Source organism: Desulfosporosinus sp. SYSU MS00001 (genome assembly GCF_049943955.1).
In the GTDB taxonomy this organism is placed as follows: domain Bacteria; phylum Bacillota; class Desulfitobacteriia; order Desulfitobacteriales; family Desulfitobacteriaceae; genus Desulfosporosinus.
In genome coordinates, this window is the sequence record NZ_JBNFTW010000001.1 from 141,515 (window position 1) to 157,011 (window position 15,497).

Consider the following 15,497-nt stretch of genomic DNA (forward strand, 5'->3'; position numbering starts at 1 on the left):
AATGGAAAGCAGAAGAAAACAATTAGCAGGTAGAACGGCAATTTTGTTGATTGGAAAGCTCTGTACACAGTTTGTCAGCTTTTTTATGCTACCACTGTATACATCTATCTTAGCGCCGGAAGAGTATGGTATTGTCGACCTAATCAATACATATATTACTTTGTTGTTGCCCATCGTCAACTTTCAGGTTGATCTTGGATTGTTCCGATTTATGCTTGACTGTAGGCATAACGTAAAACATCAAAGTGTTTTATTGACGAGTGTTATGGCAAGTAACTTAAAACATTGTCTAGTTTACATTTTGGTATTTTGCATTGCGCAACAGTGGATACAGATGGAGTATAAAATCTATCTGCTGATACTTGTGGTGCTGAATGTGTTCTTAAGTACGCTATTGCAGTTTGCACGAGGAAGGGAAGATAATATTGCTTACACGGTAGCAAGTTTTCTCTCTGCGGCAATTACTATACTTTTGAATGTATTGCTTGTAGCAGTGATTCGAGTCGGAGCAGTCGGTATGTTCTGGTCCTTTATTGTCGGACAGTTGGTCGCAATAACTTATTTGATTATCTCACAACGTATATGGCGATTTGTAGGAATTAAATTCTATGATAAAACCGTTCTGAAGGAGGTTTACCAGTACTCTTTGCCGCTCGTCCCCACGAATCTTTCTTGGTGGGTAATTAGCGCTTCAGATCGATCTATTATAACATATATACTCAATGTTGCAGCGAATGGCATTTATTCAGTGGCTAGCAAATTTTCTGGACTAGTCAATACGTTCTATGGCATATTCAATATGGCATGGACTGAGACTGTGAGTCAGCATATTGACGATGACGATAGGGATGAATTTTTAAGCGAGACAGTTAGCTATCTATTCAACCTCTTTTTTTGCGTTTGTGTTGGAATCATTGCTGTAATGCCGTTTGCGTTTCCGTTTTTTGTCAATAATAAATATCATGCAGCCTATTCTATCATTCCAATTTTAATGGTGGCTGTGTTTATGCAGATAATATGCGGATTGTTTAGCGTTGTCTTCCTTGCAAAAAAAAATACTAAGGAAAATGCAAAGACAGCCTTTATAGCAGCGTTAATGAATGTTGTATTAAATATTTTGTTCATTCGGAAAGCTGGTCTTTATGCAGTCGCACTGTCATCACTTGTAGCTTATAGCAGCATGGCAATTTATCGGTATTATACAGTTCAACGTTATGTTAGAATTATAATATTTAAGTATACAATAGTTGCAACTCTTATTATGGGTATAATAGTAATAACATCATACTATACCGGAAACAAGATTTTTCAGTTAATCTCACTGGCGATAACAGTTGTTTATTGTTTTATTGCCAACAAGAATATGATATTTTCAGCGAAGAATATGATTATACATAAATTAAAGGGACAACCCCTATGAATATACCTGTTTTTTTAAGTTGTTGTGAAGCATGCGTAAATGTTTGCCTCTTTCATGCTATTACAATGAAAGAAATTGACGTAGGTTTTCGTTATCGGGTCTTGCAAAAAGAATTATGCGTAAGCTGTGGTTTATGTTTCAAAAAATGTCCCGTCTTCTCTAGTTAAGGAAAAGTATCATTATAACGAAAGTGGAGCTTTTATTATGATTATTCACAACGATAAGGGGCAGGAGTTAGCATCCTATATCAATGAAAAATATGCTTATTTGGAAATGAAGACTATGAAGAACTTGCTTATAAAAATCCACGAATAGAGCGCCCTCGGGAACCTTCTAAAGAGTATGGACTATTTGTAAAGTAGATGGGCAATATTTACTCTATGGAAGAAGCGGCACGTTCATACACCTAAAAGCATTCTGCATAATTGAAGATATGTAAACTGCTTGAATAATAGAAAAAGAAGATAAGTGGAATTTACGATACTATTATCGATTTCCTGTCTTATACACGCGTTGAATTTATTCGTAATATGGAGTTGGCATAGGGACATTGTAACAAAGGAAGGACATTATTCTCTTAATAAAACAGAATCCAGCAGATACAGCACCAGACGGAGGAAAGTAAATTCACAGTAAGGAAAGTGAAGTTTTTCTATTGAATTCGTTCAAAAATATGTAGCAACCAGAGAATAAGGAATAACATTGTTTAATGAAAGCTAAAAATAAAACCATATCGAGTATGCTCTTGTATTCATTCTTTCATTATGCCTGTTGACTATTAAAACCGGGAAGTTTTTAACTATTTATTCCATATTACTTATTTCGACACATAATTTGCTATCTTCGTGGTATAATTTGATTAATTTACATATTGATACTTATTACTAGCGATAAAGGCAAACTTAGTGAAAACTAAGGACGCAAAGCTATGGGTCTTCCGGATAACGCTGATGACTGCCAGGCCGCCGAAAAGTTGTTGCTATTGTCGCTGTACCTTTCTTTATAGGTAAGCGATTTTTATTTTTCACAAGACACTCTTTTGAAAATCCGGAGGGTTTACAGATGAAATTTATTATTCTTTATCTCTTAGCTTTGACTGTTTTATTATTATTTAATTACAGTGCTCATTCTAAGGAGAGAATTGCCCGCGAATTATTGGAACAACAAGAAAATCAGTCTCAGAATTCTGATTCAAAAAAGTTTAAAGCGACTTGCTGTAAAATTTAGAGAAAACAAGTAGAAATGGCAATTACAGTTTAATAAGGATTCCCTTGAAAGACATGATTCGTTTGGTTTTTCAGGGGAATCCTTTCTGCATATTTGTACTAATCGTATGATATAGATGGAAAAGGTGGGGTTGAACCAAAATTTATAGCTCTTAAATCGGAGTGAAAAGTATTGATAAATAAAAATATCTATTGTGCCTAGGGAAAAAAATAGGATAATAAACAATCCCTGAAATCCAGATCGTCGCTGGTTTTCAGGGATTATTTCTTTTCTGAACTATTTAGTTGGATTTTTTCGGGTAACGAGATTCCGAACGAAGTTTAACGATAATATCCAGCAAATCTTCCAGAAGGTCCGGTGAGAGACCGGCTTCTTCTGCTTTTTGAGCTAGACGAAGGAAAGGCCGGCTTTCTTCCTTAATCGTAAAATTAATGAGATCCTCGTTACCGTAAGAGCCTTCAGAAGTTCTTAAGTTTGAGAGCGGTGCTTGGATAGATTCGCTGCTGAGAAAGACGGTAGGGGGAACCTCTAAGGCCAGTGCTAAGCGACTAATGGTATCTATGCCGGTTGATTGTCGTTTTCCAGTCTCCAATTGACTAATAAGGCTACGTGCTACCCCAGACCGTTTTGATAATTCTTTAGCACTGAGGCCTTTAGTCAGCCGAATTTCTTTAAGCTTTTTTCCGAGTTCTGGCACAAGGTTACCCTCCTTTCTTAGATGCTTGCCATTTATTCTAAAATTCATAAGAAGTTGCTAAAACTGATTATAAAGTGAAGTTCTTTTTTTAGAAATAAAACCCTTTCCGGTTCGCAAAATAGGACATATATGGTATAATGACTAATATTGTGAATTTAATTCGCTTGAGTATAAAAGGAGACTGGAGAAATGGATGGGAATCTTTTTGGCCGAAATTTAAAGGAGTGGCGGTTATATAGGGGAATGACTCTGCAGGATTTAGAACTTAAAACAGGCTTGAAGAAACACTATCTCACTCGTATCGAACAGGGATTAAATAAAGGGACACCAAATCAATGGATAAGGCTGTTAAAGGCATTAAATGTTTCCCTTGGCGAGGAACAGTTACCTCGCAGGAAATCGCAGAGTTAAGTACTAAAACGCTTTTTGAATATTAACTGATTTATCTTCCTAATCATCTTAAGAACAATCCACATTACCCTCAATGTAGTATAATACTATCGGAGGGGTGTAAGAATGAAGAAGTTTTTCGTTGCAATGATCATGGTTTCAGTGTTTTTAGTTGGATGTGGAAGTTCGAAAGCCCAAAATGCTGAGGTATCTCCACAAACAACGTCAGATGCTGTCCAGTCGACTCAATCTAAAGAGACTAATCAGTCCGTTACTACGACTAAAGATACTAATAATCCTGTTAATAACACTGAGAAATTGGATAAAGCAGCATTTACTAAGTTCTTTGACGATACAGAGGTTCTTTTACACGAAATAGATGACCTTACCAATTCAACCGACCCAAGTAATCTTGATTCTGTGAAGGCGGGCTTGAACAAAGTATCAATTATTAATGATCGGCTATATGCTTTAAAAGTACCTAACGATCCAACTGGAGCCATCAATCCATACGAGTTACAATCGTATTTATCGGCGTACAATCTAGACTTCAGGGCATTGCTTATTTACAAACAATTGACATTGACGAATCAGACCACGGATATTGATCCTGTTGAAATGACCAAAAAGATGACAAAAGATCGAGAGCAGTATACTGCTGAGTTAACTAAATACAGGGGGATATGTAAGTAGGAAATCTTCGGACCAAGCAGTAAGCTCTAATTTATATATAAAGTTAACAGACAAGAAGATAAACTAAAAAGACAAAAACATAAACACACAAACATATACACATTAACACATAAGCCGGATAAACAGATAAACACATAAACAGACAGAGAATCCCTGAAAGGCGTAAGCTAATTGCCTTCAGGGACTCCTTTTTGAACAATTATAGTTGATTCAGAGATTCTAATACATGATTAGCATGTCTTATGTCTCTGGATTAATGTGAAACATGCTTTATTCTTAGCCAAACACCGGAGGAAAATAGGTCAGCCAACCGCCGGTCAAATCTCTTACGCGTGTGAAGCCGTGTTGCGTTAAAACTCTATAGGCGACGTAGCCGCGCAAACCGATTTCGCAGTAGACGACGATGTCTTTGTCTTTAGGCAGTTCGGAGAGGTGGTCGCGGAGTTCATCGATAGGGATATGGATGGACCCGGGGATGAATTTCCCTCGCCGTTCCTCGATAGTGCGGACATCGATGATACAGACATCGTTGGGGTTCATATCTTTGACTTCATACCATTGAACCATACGGACATCACCGTTAATAACGTTTTCAGCCACATAGCCGGCCATGTTGACCGGGTCCTTGGCGGAGGAGAAGGGTGGGGCATAGGCTAATTCGAGTTCCTGCAAGTCATAGACGGTGCCTTGACGGCGGATGACGCCGGCAATATCGTCGATTCGTTTATCGACACCGTTCATGCCGACAATTTGTGCTCCCAGGACCCGGCCATTACTTTTATCAAAGAGAAGTTTCGTGGACAGGCGGGTGGCTCCGGGGTAATAAGCGGCATTGGAGCCGGAGTGAGTGAAGATGACTTCGTAAGGAATTCCGTATCGTTTAAGCATTTTTTCATTAGCACCGGTAGAAGCTGCTGCCATATCAAAAACTTTGGCAATGGAGGTTCCTTGGGTTCCTTCATATTTGCTGTCGCGTCCGGCAATAACGTCGGCAACGATGCGGCCTTGTTTATTGGCGGGACCAGCCAGAGGGATGAGAGCCGGTTTTCCGGTGACAAAATGTTTCACTTCAATGGCATCGCCGACGGCGAAAATGTTAGGATCTGAGGTTTGGAGCTTCTCATTGACTTTGATTCCGCCCAATTCGCCAATAGCCAATCCGGCTTCCTTAGCGAGTTTAATTTCGGGTTTGACACCGATGGCCAGGATAATCAATTCTGTCTCAACCTGATTACCGCTTTGCAGGGTGATAAGAGTCTTATCTCCTTCTTGGGTGAAGGATTTTACTCCGTCTTCTAAGATCAGGTCCACGTTTTTGTTGAAAATATGTTCATGCAGAATGGCAGCCATTTCATAGTCCAAGGGGGCCATGACCTGATTGCTCATTTCAATCAGCGTGGTGTCTACTCCTTTATGCTGCAGATTCTCTGCCATTTCCAGGCCGATAAATCCGCCGCCTACGACGGCAGCTGATCGAGGCTGCTTCTCATCAATATATTGTTTAATACGGTCAATATCTGTAACGTTGCGCACGACTAATGCTTCGATGTCGTCAATTCCGGGAATCGGCGGGCGAAGCGGTGCTGCTCCGGGAGAAAGGATCAATTGGTCATAGGTTTCGCGATAGGTCTTCCCGTAAGCTTCTTGGACCTCCACAGCCTTTTCTGCGGGTAAAATACGAGTGACTTCGCTAAAGGTTCGAACATCAATATTAAAACGTTTTTTCATTCCTTCGGGTGTTTGAACCAACAGAGCATCTCTCTGGTTGATGACTCCACTGACATAATAGGGTAAACCGCAGTTAGCGTAGGAAATATGTTCTCCACGTTCAAAGATGATGATTTCCATGTCTTCATCCAGACGACGTAACCGTGCTGCGGCGCTGGCTCCTCCAGCTACTCCGCCGACTATGACTACCTTCTTGCCCATCACAACGTCTCCTTCGGCTTATAGATTAAACCCCACCCCTTAGGGGTAACTGAATTTATGAAAATAATAACACGATTATTGGCATTTGACAATAATCGTGTTATTCTCAGGTAAGGTATCAACAGAGCAGATCAAACCGAAAGGAGAGACCTATGCCTAGACCAGTTAAATGGAGAAGGGTCGAATATATACCTGAGAATAAGTTTTTTGCACCCTGTCCCAAGGGGAAATGCTCCTGCCTTGAGGGAATTGAAGAAGTTCAGCTGAAAATAGAAGAATTAGAAGCAATGCGGTTAAAGGATCTGGAAGGGCTTTCGCAAGAAGAGTGCGCAGCCAGGATGCAGATTTCCAGACAAACTTTCCAAAATATTATTGACGAGGCACGGAGGAAGGTCGTCAGGGCACTTATGGAAGACAGAGCGATTAAGATAGGTGGCGGACATTATACGAAGAATGTCTGTTGCTTTAAATGCTTAGTTTGCGGGAATGAGGTCACAGCAACTTATGAGGAACACGGGACGGTTTGCCAATACTGCGGCTCAACGAGGGTCGAGTGCAATCGGAAACAATGTTGTCAGACCCCCTGTGAAAAGTAAGGCACCGGATAGCAACCCGGTGCCTTTAAAAATGACTTTAATGCATGAATTTCGCCTAATCGAATAAATCGTCTGTTGTGGTGTCAATAATTTTCACATCTCGCTTGGAGATGAGTTCTCCCCCGGAGGTAAGGAAGATATTCTTGGCGATGATCTGATCCATGACGGCTTCGATGTCGGCTGCTGTCAACTCGGCCTTTGGTTGGGGCAGGGATATGGTTACGGCTTTTCCTGCTGCGTTATTAAAGGTCATTCTCAGGACCTTTTTAGTTGTGCTGGCTATTGGTATTCTCCTCCTTTCTTTTCGGGTTTCTCGCTTTGTTAATTCTTAATTCTTGTTTCACGATCTGTTACTGAGTCAGATCGACACGGTTATCTCTCCTTACGCTGATTAAGGGATATTCTTGAAGGCTGTAAAGGGCTGTCGCAACGTCGTAGACATCTTGATCTGAGCTGGCCGATTTAATATTGGGAAAACTGCGCGTAGTAAGCTTCGGAGAACCCTGGTCTGTCAAACCAATCTGGTAGGTTATGACCATCACGGTGTCTTTCGTGCTGGCAACGACGGGCATAATTTCACATCCTTTCCCTTGTAAATTAGACACACCCCCGACTCTTGATGCTAAAACAGCCGATACTGCCGACTGTTTTTCAAAGATGAAGAGGGGTTGTCCTAATTTCAGTATATTGGAGTCCGTGAAATACTGTCACCTTTACAGAAAAGACCGGGAATTAAATCACACCTGGTTAATCTGTGTAATCTGTCCATTCTCCCCCTAAAACCTCGGCAATTTTCTGAGCCCAGGAAGGGCTCATCCGGCGTTTACCTCGTTCCAAATCACTGATGATATTTGCAGGAATTCCTGTCCTTACAGATAATTCCTTTTGCGTCCCAATAGCCGCTTCAAGGCGGGCTTTTCTTAATTTTTGTCCGTAATAGATAACGTGACCTTGCTTACCCAAAATTTGAGCCCTCCTTCATTTGTAAATCTTAATATTATATGGGCCTGTCCTAATGGTGGTGCTCGAATGACTCTGAGAAATTAAGGGTAATGGAGGGGTCAGAGCCGCAAATTAAAATATCTAATAAGAAGAAAAAGTTCTTTAAAAGGATCATATGTCGAAATAAAGATAAAACATATTTAAGTAATTTTATTAAAGGTTGCCTTAAAAACTCTTTAGGACAAGTATCTCGTCATTGCGATTCTCGATTAGGGACCCTAAGGACTATCCATTTGAAATGTTGAAACAAAAAGAATAAAAATGAATAAATGAGAATTAATAAGAATAATAATAATTATTGTTGGATAAATATGGTTGAAAATTCCGGCGATCTTACAATATAATTATTAAAAAAATACAGCAATCGAAATAGTCTTAGTGTGAAAGCGATGATCCGTAACTATCTTTCAAATGGTCACCTTGTGTTACGGTAGCGAATGGTGAACCCGGCACACCTGAATTTAAGGTGTGCTTTTATTTTTGAGCAAAGGAGGACGACTCGAACCCAAAACGTTGATTAACCCTATGTGATATAAAGATTCCACTGCAAAAACTACCAATTTGATTCCGTTGATCAAAAGTAAGTTCTTTAAAGGAGCTTAATGGTAAAGGAGAGCTGGTTTATGGCAAAAGCGTGGTCGTATATAACAAAGGGAATTGTTTCATCATTTTTGCCCCAGAATCTCGATGTAAAACAAAAGGCTATTGTTTCTTTTCGCTATTTATCATGGTTGATTATGTCGATATATTATTTCTGCGAACCTCCATATGACAATTTAAAATTAAAAATTATTGTTATTTCGATATTATTAATTTCTAGTTGCTTTTTAATGGACAGGTACCTTAAAAGTAAGTCGACATTAGGTATACAAATAACAATTGTTGTTGAGAAATTAGGACTAATTATATTGATAATCTCTACAGGTGGTCTTGAAAGTCCATTCATCTGGTATGCATTTATTACTGTTTTTATTACATCGAACTACCTTAAAGCGATTTATAATTATTTGTACTTAATTTTGTATCTTCTGACAGCTATTATTGCAAGTTCTATTTTTTACAAGGCAGCGAATCCAAATATGCTGCAAATTCTACATAATAAGGCCTATATTATTGCTGTTTATGTTCAAATACAAGTTGCTATGATATTGCAATCCCGCCTGATTAATCAACTGGATTTACAAGCACAAACCTTAAAAAGACAGAGACAGCAACTGGTTGAGATGAATGATAAATTAAATGATGCGAACTCAAATGTGAAACGATCAATGGATTATTTAATGTCCTTATATCAAATAATCGAGTCCATTTCTTTGCGAGGAGAAATTTCCGGTATTCTGAAGCAATTGCTTGAATCAACAGTTGATATTATGGGGGATAAAGCCACGTTTCTTTGGGTGAATTTAGATAAGGATACACCAGAAGATTTTATGACACATAATTTTCCCTCGGAAGAGGTTTGTCAGTTTCAGACTTATGTGGAGAAAGAAGTTTTTTCGTATTCAGATAAGAATCGATTTGAACTTAATTATCGGGATACGTCATTTGAAGTTATCTCAGTTCGTTCAACAGCGAGAAAATACGGGTTTATCGGAGTAGAAATTAAGAAAGGCGATAATCTGGGTCTGGATCTACTAAAACTAAAACTTTTAATTTTCCTTGCGGATTTGATTGCTGTAATCCTTGAGAGAGAGTATTTCGAAAGGATTTCGTCTAAACTCTTAATCTTGGACGAACAAAATCGTATCAGTAATGAAATTCATGATAATGTCTCGCAAAGGTTATTTAGTATTCTTTGTGCGATTCATACGCTAAATGTAAAAAGACGAACGATGGATGAAAGTGATGTGGGTAAACAACTTCAGTTAATTGAACAATTTGCCAAAGAAGCAAGCCAAGAACTGAGAGCTTCTATTTATCGCTTAAGTTCCAGTAAGCAGGAAGAAAGTGCCTTTAAACAAAGTATCATGAGCTATTTGCAAGATTTTGCAAACCTTAATAATGTGACTGTAAACTTTGATTTTCACGGCGAGGAAGAGATTGTGTCCTATAAATTAAAGCAAGCGTTGTACCGTATTATTAGGGAGGCAATAGGTAATGCAGTCAGGCATGGCAAATCATCAGAAATGCTGGTCAAAATTAGTGTTGATCCTAAAAATTTAGAACTAAGCATTAAGGATAACGGGCAGGGATTTGACAGTGTATTTGCCCTGGAAAATCAAAAGAATAATGGGCTTGGTTTAAAAAATATGCTGTTGTTGACTCAGGCCTTTGGAGGTAGTTTCAATATTTCAAGCACTATAGGAACGGGATGTGAAATTGAGGTTCTTATTCCTTTAACGACTAGTCAGGAATTGAAAGCAAAGAAAGAAGGAGTAGCATGAACATAGTCATCATCGATGATCATCCTTTAGTCTGCCAAGGTATAATTGCGATTATCTCAAATGAAGAGGATATGCAGCTTGTTGGTGAAGCTTCAAATGAGGATGAAGCCGTTAATCTGATAATTAACACCCAGCCGGACATAGCGCTTGTTGACTTAAGGCTAGTGGATGCATCGGGACTTGACATAGTGAAGGCTTGCAAGGAAAAGATTTCAACCTCTAAATATATTATTTTGACCTCATCAGGTAATCGAGAGGATTTCCGCCGGGCATGTGAAATCGGAGTCGATGGATATGTCCTAAAAGAAGCATTTCCGGAAGAACTGCTCTCCGCCATCCGACTTGTGCATCGAGGACGAAAATATTACGATCCGGGCATGGTTGATTTTATGATAAATAAAGGCGAAAACGATACTCTCATGGAACAACTGACTCCCCGAGAATTGGAAGTTTTCCGTGCACTTGGAGAAGGTTTGAATAACAAAGAAATTGCCAAAAGGTTATTTATTACTGAGTATACGGTAAAGAAGCATGTCAGTCAGGTGCTTTCTAAATTGGGCTTTTCTGATCGTACTCAAGCTGCTTTATCTGCTATGCAAAAGCGAATAACTGTCTAATGATAGAAGAGATAATTAGGGATAACCCAGGGGCCGTTGCAAAACGAACTAACATAGTTCGCAAGCAACGGCCCTTTTTTATAAAAATAAAACTGACGGTTCCAAAGTAACCACAAAATTACTATCTAGCACCGAAATCATTCTACTAAAGTGTAAGATGCGGTGGAAATTCAATTGGTACTGCAAGATAGGCGTGGATTATTAAAAGTGTGATGTTAATCACTTCTGGAAGATCGTCAATGGTGAACGTTAGAGTGAAGAAAAGAAGATCGAGATAAATGATAATGTAACTAGATTATAGATCCGAACAAAAAACTGATTTAAGGCTTAACTGTAGTAATGAATAGTTTAAGAAACTCGATTTTCTATAAGTTGTGGTGGGGACTGGCAACTTGATTAGTTAAGTGCTATAAACCACACAAATGTTGATTAACAGAAAGGGATGACATTTTGAATGAAGCGTGTACTAAAGTGGGGCAGTACTGTTGTTACGGTGATTTTGGGGATAGCGTTAATAGTGACAGTCTATACAGCAGTTACATCCAGGATCAAAGGGGTACCTGAAATTGGCGGCTTACAGATGTATGAAGTCCTTTCAGGATCTATGGAACCGGGGATTCATACGGGGTCGGTGATTTTTGATAAGCCTGGTGTTGATGCCAAAACCCTCAGAGTTGGCGATGTAATCACCTTCAAAGCGATCGATAATCCAAAGATGCTAATTACTCACAGAATTGTACAGGTTAAAACTCAAGATGGGGCACCGGCATTTCAGACTAAAGGTGATGCAAACGACGCAGCCGATTCTGGACTTGTACCAGCAGCTAACGTAGTAGCTCAATATAAAAACATTACAATTCCCTATGTCGGTTATTATCTTAATTTCATGAAGTCAAAAATGGGAATTATCTTATTGATCATTGTTCCTGGCGCGCTTCTTATTCTGACAACTATGATCAGTTTGTTCCGCGAGATCATGAAGATAGAGAAAGACAAAAAGCCTGATTTAGTAAATGCCTCATCAGATGCTACCTCAGAGAATGCTACGAAGGCCTAAAACATCGTTTTAAACTTTGGTTTGAATACTTCTCACCAGACGAAGAGGAGGAGAAGGTCCATTCGTAAAGGCATGGGAGGTTTCAAATAAATTACCCTTTACATAAGGGAAAAAATTTAGGGAGGAATTATAAATGAGTCTTAAAACTAAAATGGTAATGGCGGTCGCAACCACTACAGTAGGAGCTGCAATCATGGCAGCAGGATCCTTTGCATTGTTCACTAGTAATGTAACGAACGAAGGAAATACATTCACAGCCGGAACTGTCATTGTTACCGACCAAACTGGCGGAACTCTTTCTTCTCAAGAAATCAACGCTGGCAATCTGGCGCCTGGAGATGGCAAAACATTAACCATGACAGTTAAGAACGAGGGTACTTTGGATGAGTGGGTTAAGATTGACCAAGATGAAACTAACGCATCTAAAGATGGCGGCTTGTTTGAAGGTGCTACTCCTATGACTTTAACTTTAGACAGCAGCGTAGTTAAGTTGGCACCGGGTGATGAAACTACATTTAATGTTGACTATAGCCTTCCGCTTGGTGCAGACGATTCATATCAAGGTGCAGACGGAAGCTTTAATGTAAAAGTCGATGCTGTTCAAGCTCGCAACAACACTAACGCTGACGGCACAGGCCCTAACGCTTGGGAATAATCGATTAGCATCAGGAGAGGGTGGGTATAACACCACCCTCTTTTTGAATAATAAGGCAGTCTTGAATCTATAACCGCTGAAGGCAAAATCCTTCAGAAAAGGAGGATAAGATGAAAAAGAGACTCCTAATGTTAATCCCAACGAGTGTTATGGCAGTTAGCTTGCTTGTTGGCGCAGGAACATATGCCTTGTTCACTAACAATGCGACGAACACCAATAATAACTTTACAGCGGGTACAGTCATATTAGATCAACAAAGAGATTTATCTGATACTGTTCCGGGACCTATGTTCTATTCTGCAAATACTGATGAAACAGGTCAATATCCCTATGATACTAATAAAAACGATCCAAATCAGCCGCCTGGCGGAGAGGCAACTGGCGGCTGGGCTCCTGGCGATAAAGCAACAAGAGCCATGAATGTTTATAACCGTGGAACCTTAAAGGCTAATTTAGATCAGTTAAAGGCGACTGTTCATTCAGGGGCAACATCTTCAGGTGCTGCTTACGACGAATTTATTAGCAAAATGAATATTAAAGTTTTGTATCCAGCGGGAGATAAGGTTCTATATGATGGACCGTTATCTGGTTTGTTAAACGATTATGTAAATATTCCCCATGTAACACTAACACCTAACCCTTCCAATCCATCTGCTGCCTCGCCAGCTAATATTACCTTTAAGGCAACAATGGATCCATCTGCCAATAATCTTATTCAAGGCCAATCTTTCGTATTTGATTTCACAGTTCATGCTTCCCAAGCCAGAAATAACCCCTAAAGTAATAGTCAACTCCCAACCACATTTTTATATGTGGTTGGGGTATGTTTAAAATGCTGTTGTTTATTAATTGAGAGGTATTCATAGGGGAGATGTAATTTGAAAAAGCGGCTTATAGCCCTTATTTCGGCTATGTTCATAGGGAATGGTCTGTTGATTGGCGGAGGGACTTATGCATTGTTGACATCGTCGACAACCAATACCTCTAATCAATTTGCAACATTCCAGGCCGAAACAATTAATGTCCAATCATCTCCAACGGAGAGTACTAATACAACATTTCGCTCCCTAGCGCTAATGGCAAATTGTTCCGGGCGAACCTCCCTATTAACTATGTTTTATGACACCAACTCTAATCCAACTGGTACCCACCCTTATGACAAAACTATTTCTCCGCCCTCCGGTGAAATTCCAGGCAGGTGGGCACCGGGAGATACTGTTACACGCTACTGGTCAGTAAATAACTTGGGAAGCCAGGCTAAGTTTACGCAAATATCAGCAAAATTGGATTCTCTGACTGGCCCAAAAGGTACTATCTCCCCAGGGACACAGACTTATAAGGATTTTCTGAATCACATGAAGGTGGCAGTCTATTCACCGGAAGACAGTTATGCGAAGCCTGTGTTTAACGGCACATTTCAAGAAATCCTAGGCGGCAGTCAGCCTTTAGATACCATCATGTATCTAGGAAAAGGTTGTACAGGTTACAAACCGAAATTTGTAGTTTCTATGGATTTGGATGCAGGTAATAATCTTCAGGCGGTTAAAGGAGTTCTTGACTTCACATTATCTCCGGAACAGACGAGACATAATTGTTTTGACCCGCCCTTTAGTAATTGGGACTATTCCATGAAATGCGGATCAATGACCCCAATCAAATTCGAATGCTTTGATGCTGATGGGAGCTTTATAAGGAATAGTAGAGACGTAAAGCTTGTTATTTCCGGCGGAGGCTTTACTAATACGTATATCTTGGGTAATGGTCTGAGTTGTAATGGCGGCCACTATCAAGCAAATATTTATGGTGATAAAAATCGGTTCATTGATGGTTTGACCTATACTGCCACTGTTTACAACGGTTCCGAGATTTGTGGTCAAAAGACGTTCACCACAGAACCAGGGAATCGCTCCAATTCAAGATAGTATTGGGCTAATTAAAGGATTGGAGTAAAAGTCAACCACTTTGGTGGTTAACTAATACGTAATAAATAACCTAGATAGATCTTGGCGTTTATATATAACATGATTTCGTAGTGTTTACCATATACATAGATTCCCAAAAAGACTGTTAAAATTAATGCAGATTAAAAATGCAAAGGTTACAATTGGCTCAACATTACAACAGGATAATAATCCCAACCGATAATAAAAAAGGCCAATCGCTTATGTGGTTGGCTTTTACTTCAAATGCAACAGAAAAAATCAATAGACGACCCTTAAGAAATCAATATTTAAAAGAAGGTTGAAATCGGTGCAGAAAAAGAAGCTAATATTTTTCACTCTCGGGTTATTTATATTTGTCACAGTCGGCCTCACTATGGTTTTCTTTTTAATTCCTACGAGTAGTGTCTTCGCTGTAGAAGCTCGGAATGAAAACCTAGGAATAACTATTAGTCCGGGGAAAGAACTCATAAGGGTGAAAAATATGGCACCTGGGGATAAGGTAAGTGCACCGTTGACAGTGATAAATAAAGGGAAGAAGGACTTTTCCCTTGACATTAGTGCTGAGATGGAGAGAGGCGATAAGTTATATAATAAACTCGATTTAATAATTACTGATCCGAAAGATAACTCACCAATGTATAGCGGAAAATTAAGCGGACTAAAGGATCTTGATCTCGGAATACTCGATATTTCAAAAAATAAAACGCTTAATATAGCGGTTGGCCTGCCAAATGATGCTGGAAACGAATATCAAGGAATTTATACCTCGATGAAATTTGTACTTACCCCGTTCCCTATATCACAGTCTGGTAACAATAACCATACAAAAGATTAGAGGTCTGATCACACTGTTTTCTCAAATAACATGTGATCAGACCATAAGCAGT

The 15,497-nt window shown here is 39.3% G+C and carries 18 protein-coding genes and 1 riboswitch; of the genes, 13 read left to right on the forward strand and 5 right to left on the reverse strand.

Translation table 11 applies throughout. The annotated features are described in order from the left end of the window. Position 1: 1 nt before the first annotated feature. The 3 genes from ACPUYX_RS00645 to ACPUYX_RS00655 all read left to right on the forward strand — a co-directional run bounded on the left by ACPUYX_RS00645 (position 2) and on the right by ACPUYX_RS00655 (position 2,647). The gene (locus tag ACPUYX_RS00645) at positions 2 to 1,420 is read left to right on the forward strand and encodes a lipopolysaccharide biosynthesis protein (RefSeq protein ID WP_426377823.1); all 1,419 of its coding nucleotides are present in this window, start codon (positions 2 to 4) and stop codon (positions 1,418 to 1,420) included. After that, complete coding sequence (locus tag ACPUYX_RS00650) at positions 1,417 to 1,587, forward strand: 4Fe-4S dicluster domain-containing protein (RefSeq protein WP_426377824.1); 171 nt, start codon at positions 1,417 to 1,419, stop codon at positions 1,585 to 1,587. Before ACPUYX_RS00645 ends, ACPUYX_RS00650 begins: the two co-directional genes overlap by 4 nt. A gap of 718 nt (positions 1,588 to 2,305) precedes the next feature. Continuing rightward, positions 2,306 to 2,390: riboswitch (cyclic di-GMP riboswitch) on the forward strand. A 92-nt stretch (positions 2,391 to 2,482) separates the two neighbouring features. After that, the gene (locus ACPUYX_RS00655; RefSeq protein ID WP_426377825.1) at positions 2,483 to 2,647 is read left to right on the forward strand and encodes a hypothetical protein; all 165 of its coding nucleotides are present in this window, start codon (positions 2,483 to 2,485) and stop codon (positions 2,645 to 2,647) included. 280 nt (positions 2,648 to 2,927) lie between these two features. On the opposite strand, the gene ACPUYX_RS00660 is transcribed toward ACPUYX_RS00655, so the two are convergent. Further along, the gene (locus ACPUYX_RS00660; RefSeq protein WP_426377826.1) at positions 2,928 to 3,344 is read right to left on the reverse strand and encodes a helix-turn-helix domain-containing protein; all 417 of its coding nucleotides are present in this window, start codon (positions 3,342 to 3,344) and stop codon (positions 2,928 to 2,930) included. A gap of 189 nt (positions 3,345 to 3,533) precedes the next feature. On the opposite strand from ACPUYX_RS00660, the gene ACPUYX_RS00665 reads away from it, so the two are divergent. Together ACPUYX_RS00665 and ACPUYX_RS00670 are read left to right on the forward strand one after the other, a co-directional pair. Then, the gene (locus ACPUYX_RS00665) at positions 3,534 to 3,755 is read left to right on the forward strand and encodes a helix-turn-helix domain-containing protein (protein ID WP_426377827.1); all 222 of its coding nucleotides are present in this window, start codon (positions 3,534 to 3,536) and stop codon (positions 3,753 to 3,755) included. A gap of 105 nt (positions 3,756 to 3,860) precedes the next feature. Further along, positions 3,861 to 4,427, forward strand: a complete 567-nt coding sequence (locus ACPUYX_RS00670) for a hypothetical protein (RefSeq protein ID WP_426377828.1) — start codon at positions 3,861 to 3,863, stop codon at positions 4,425 to 4,427. A 276-nt stretch (positions 4,428 to 4,703) separates the two neighbouring features. Here ACPUYX_RS00670 and ACPUYX_RS00675 read toward each other — a convergent pair whose 3' ends face one another. Next, on the reverse strand, positions 4,704 to 6,356 hold the full coding sequence (locus tag ACPUYX_RS00675) for an FAD-dependent oxidoreductase (protein ID WP_426377829.1): 1,653 nt from the start codon (positions 6,354 to 6,356) through the stop codon (positions 4,704 to 4,706). Between the two features lie 152 nt (positions 6,357 to 6,508). Between ACPUYX_RS00675 and ACPUYX_RS00680 the strand changes: the two genes are divergently transcribed. Further along, complete coding sequence (locus ACPUYX_RS00680; protein ID WP_426377830.1) at positions 6,509 to 6,952, forward strand: DUF134 domain-containing protein; 444 nt, start codon at positions 6,509 to 6,511, stop codon at positions 6,950 to 6,952. A gap of 55 nt (positions 6,953 to 7,007) precedes the next feature. Here the strand turns inward: ACPUYX_RS00680 and ACPUYX_RS00685 are convergent, their stop codons facing one another. The 3 genes from ACPUYX_RS00685 to ACPUYX_RS00695 form a co-directional block, all read right to left on the reverse strand. Beyond that, positions 7,008 to 7,235, reverse strand: coding sequence for a DUF2922 domain-containing protein (locus tag ACPUYX_RS00685; RefSeq protein ID WP_426378292.1), 228 nt, complete (start codon positions 7,233 to 7,235; stop codon positions 7,008 to 7,010). Positions 7,236 to 7,302: 67 nt separating this feature from the next. Then, positions 7,303 to 7,557 (reverse strand): DUF1659 domain-containing protein, encoded by a 255-nt coding sequence (locus ACPUYX_RS00690; protein WP_426377831.1) that lies wholly within the window; start codon positions 7,555 to 7,557, stop codon positions 7,303 to 7,305. A gap of 142 nt (positions 7,558 to 7,699) precedes the next feature. After that, a complete protein-coding gene (locus ACPUYX_RS00695) occupies positions 7,700 to 7,915 on the reverse strand; it encodes a helix-turn-helix domain-containing protein (protein WP_426377832.1) in 216 nt (71 codons plus the stop codon). Between the two features lie 662 nt (positions 7,916 to 8,577). On the opposite strand from ACPUYX_RS00695, the gene ACPUYX_RS00700 reads away from it, so the two are divergent. The 7 genes from ACPUYX_RS00700 (at position 8,578) to ACPUYX_RS00730 (ending at position 15,445) form a co-directional block, all read left to right on the forward strand. Beyond that, the gene (locus ACPUYX_RS00700) at positions 8,578 to 10,338 is read left to right on the forward strand and encodes a sensor histidine kinase (RefSeq protein ID WP_426377833.1); all 1,761 of its coding nucleotides are present in this window, start codon (positions 8,578 to 8,580) and stop codon (positions 10,336 to 10,338) included. Then, positions 10,335 to 10,955, forward strand: coding sequence for a response regulator (locus ACPUYX_RS00705; protein ID WP_426377834.1), 621 nt, complete (start codon positions 10,335 to 10,337; stop codon positions 10,953 to 10,955). The genes ACPUYX_RS00700 and ACPUYX_RS00705 overlap by 4 nt, the downstream gene beginning before the upstream one ends. A gap of 454 nt (positions 10,956 to 11,409) precedes the next feature. Then, positions 11,410 to 12,012 (forward strand): signal peptidase I, encoded by a 603-nt coding sequence (locus ACPUYX_RS00710; protein WP_426377835.1) that lies wholly within the window; start codon positions 11,410 to 11,412, stop codon positions 12,010 to 12,012. 133 nt (positions 12,013 to 12,145) lie between these two features. Continuing rightward, the gene (locus ACPUYX_RS00715; protein WP_426377836.1) at positions 12,146 to 12,667 is read left to right on the forward strand and encodes a TasA family protein; all 522 of its coding nucleotides are present in this window, start codon (positions 12,146 to 12,148) and stop codon (positions 12,665 to 12,667) included. Positions 12,668 to 12,777: 110 nt separating this feature from the next. Then, positions 12,778 to 13,446 carry a TasA family protein gene (locus ACPUYX_RS00720; protein WP_426377837.1) on the forward strand — a complete coding sequence of 223 codons (669 nt, stop codon included), beginning with the start codon at positions 12,778 to 12,780 and terminating at the stop codon, positions 13,444 to 13,446. A gap of 99 nt (positions 13,447 to 13,545) precedes the next feature. Beyond that, positions 13,546 to 14,589: a hypothetical protein gene (locus tag ACPUYX_RS00725; RefSeq protein ID WP_426377838.1), complete on the forward strand. Its 1,044-nt coding sequence runs from the start codon at positions 13,546 to 13,548 to the stop codon at positions 14,587 to 14,589. A 328-nt stretch (positions 14,590 to 14,917) separates the two neighbouring features. After that, entirely contained in the window at positions 14,918 to 15,445 is a 528-nt protein-coding gene (locus ACPUYX_RS00730) for a hypothetical protein (protein WP_426377839.1), read from the forward strand. The last annotated feature ends 52 nt before the right edge of the window (positions 15,446 to 15,497 follow it).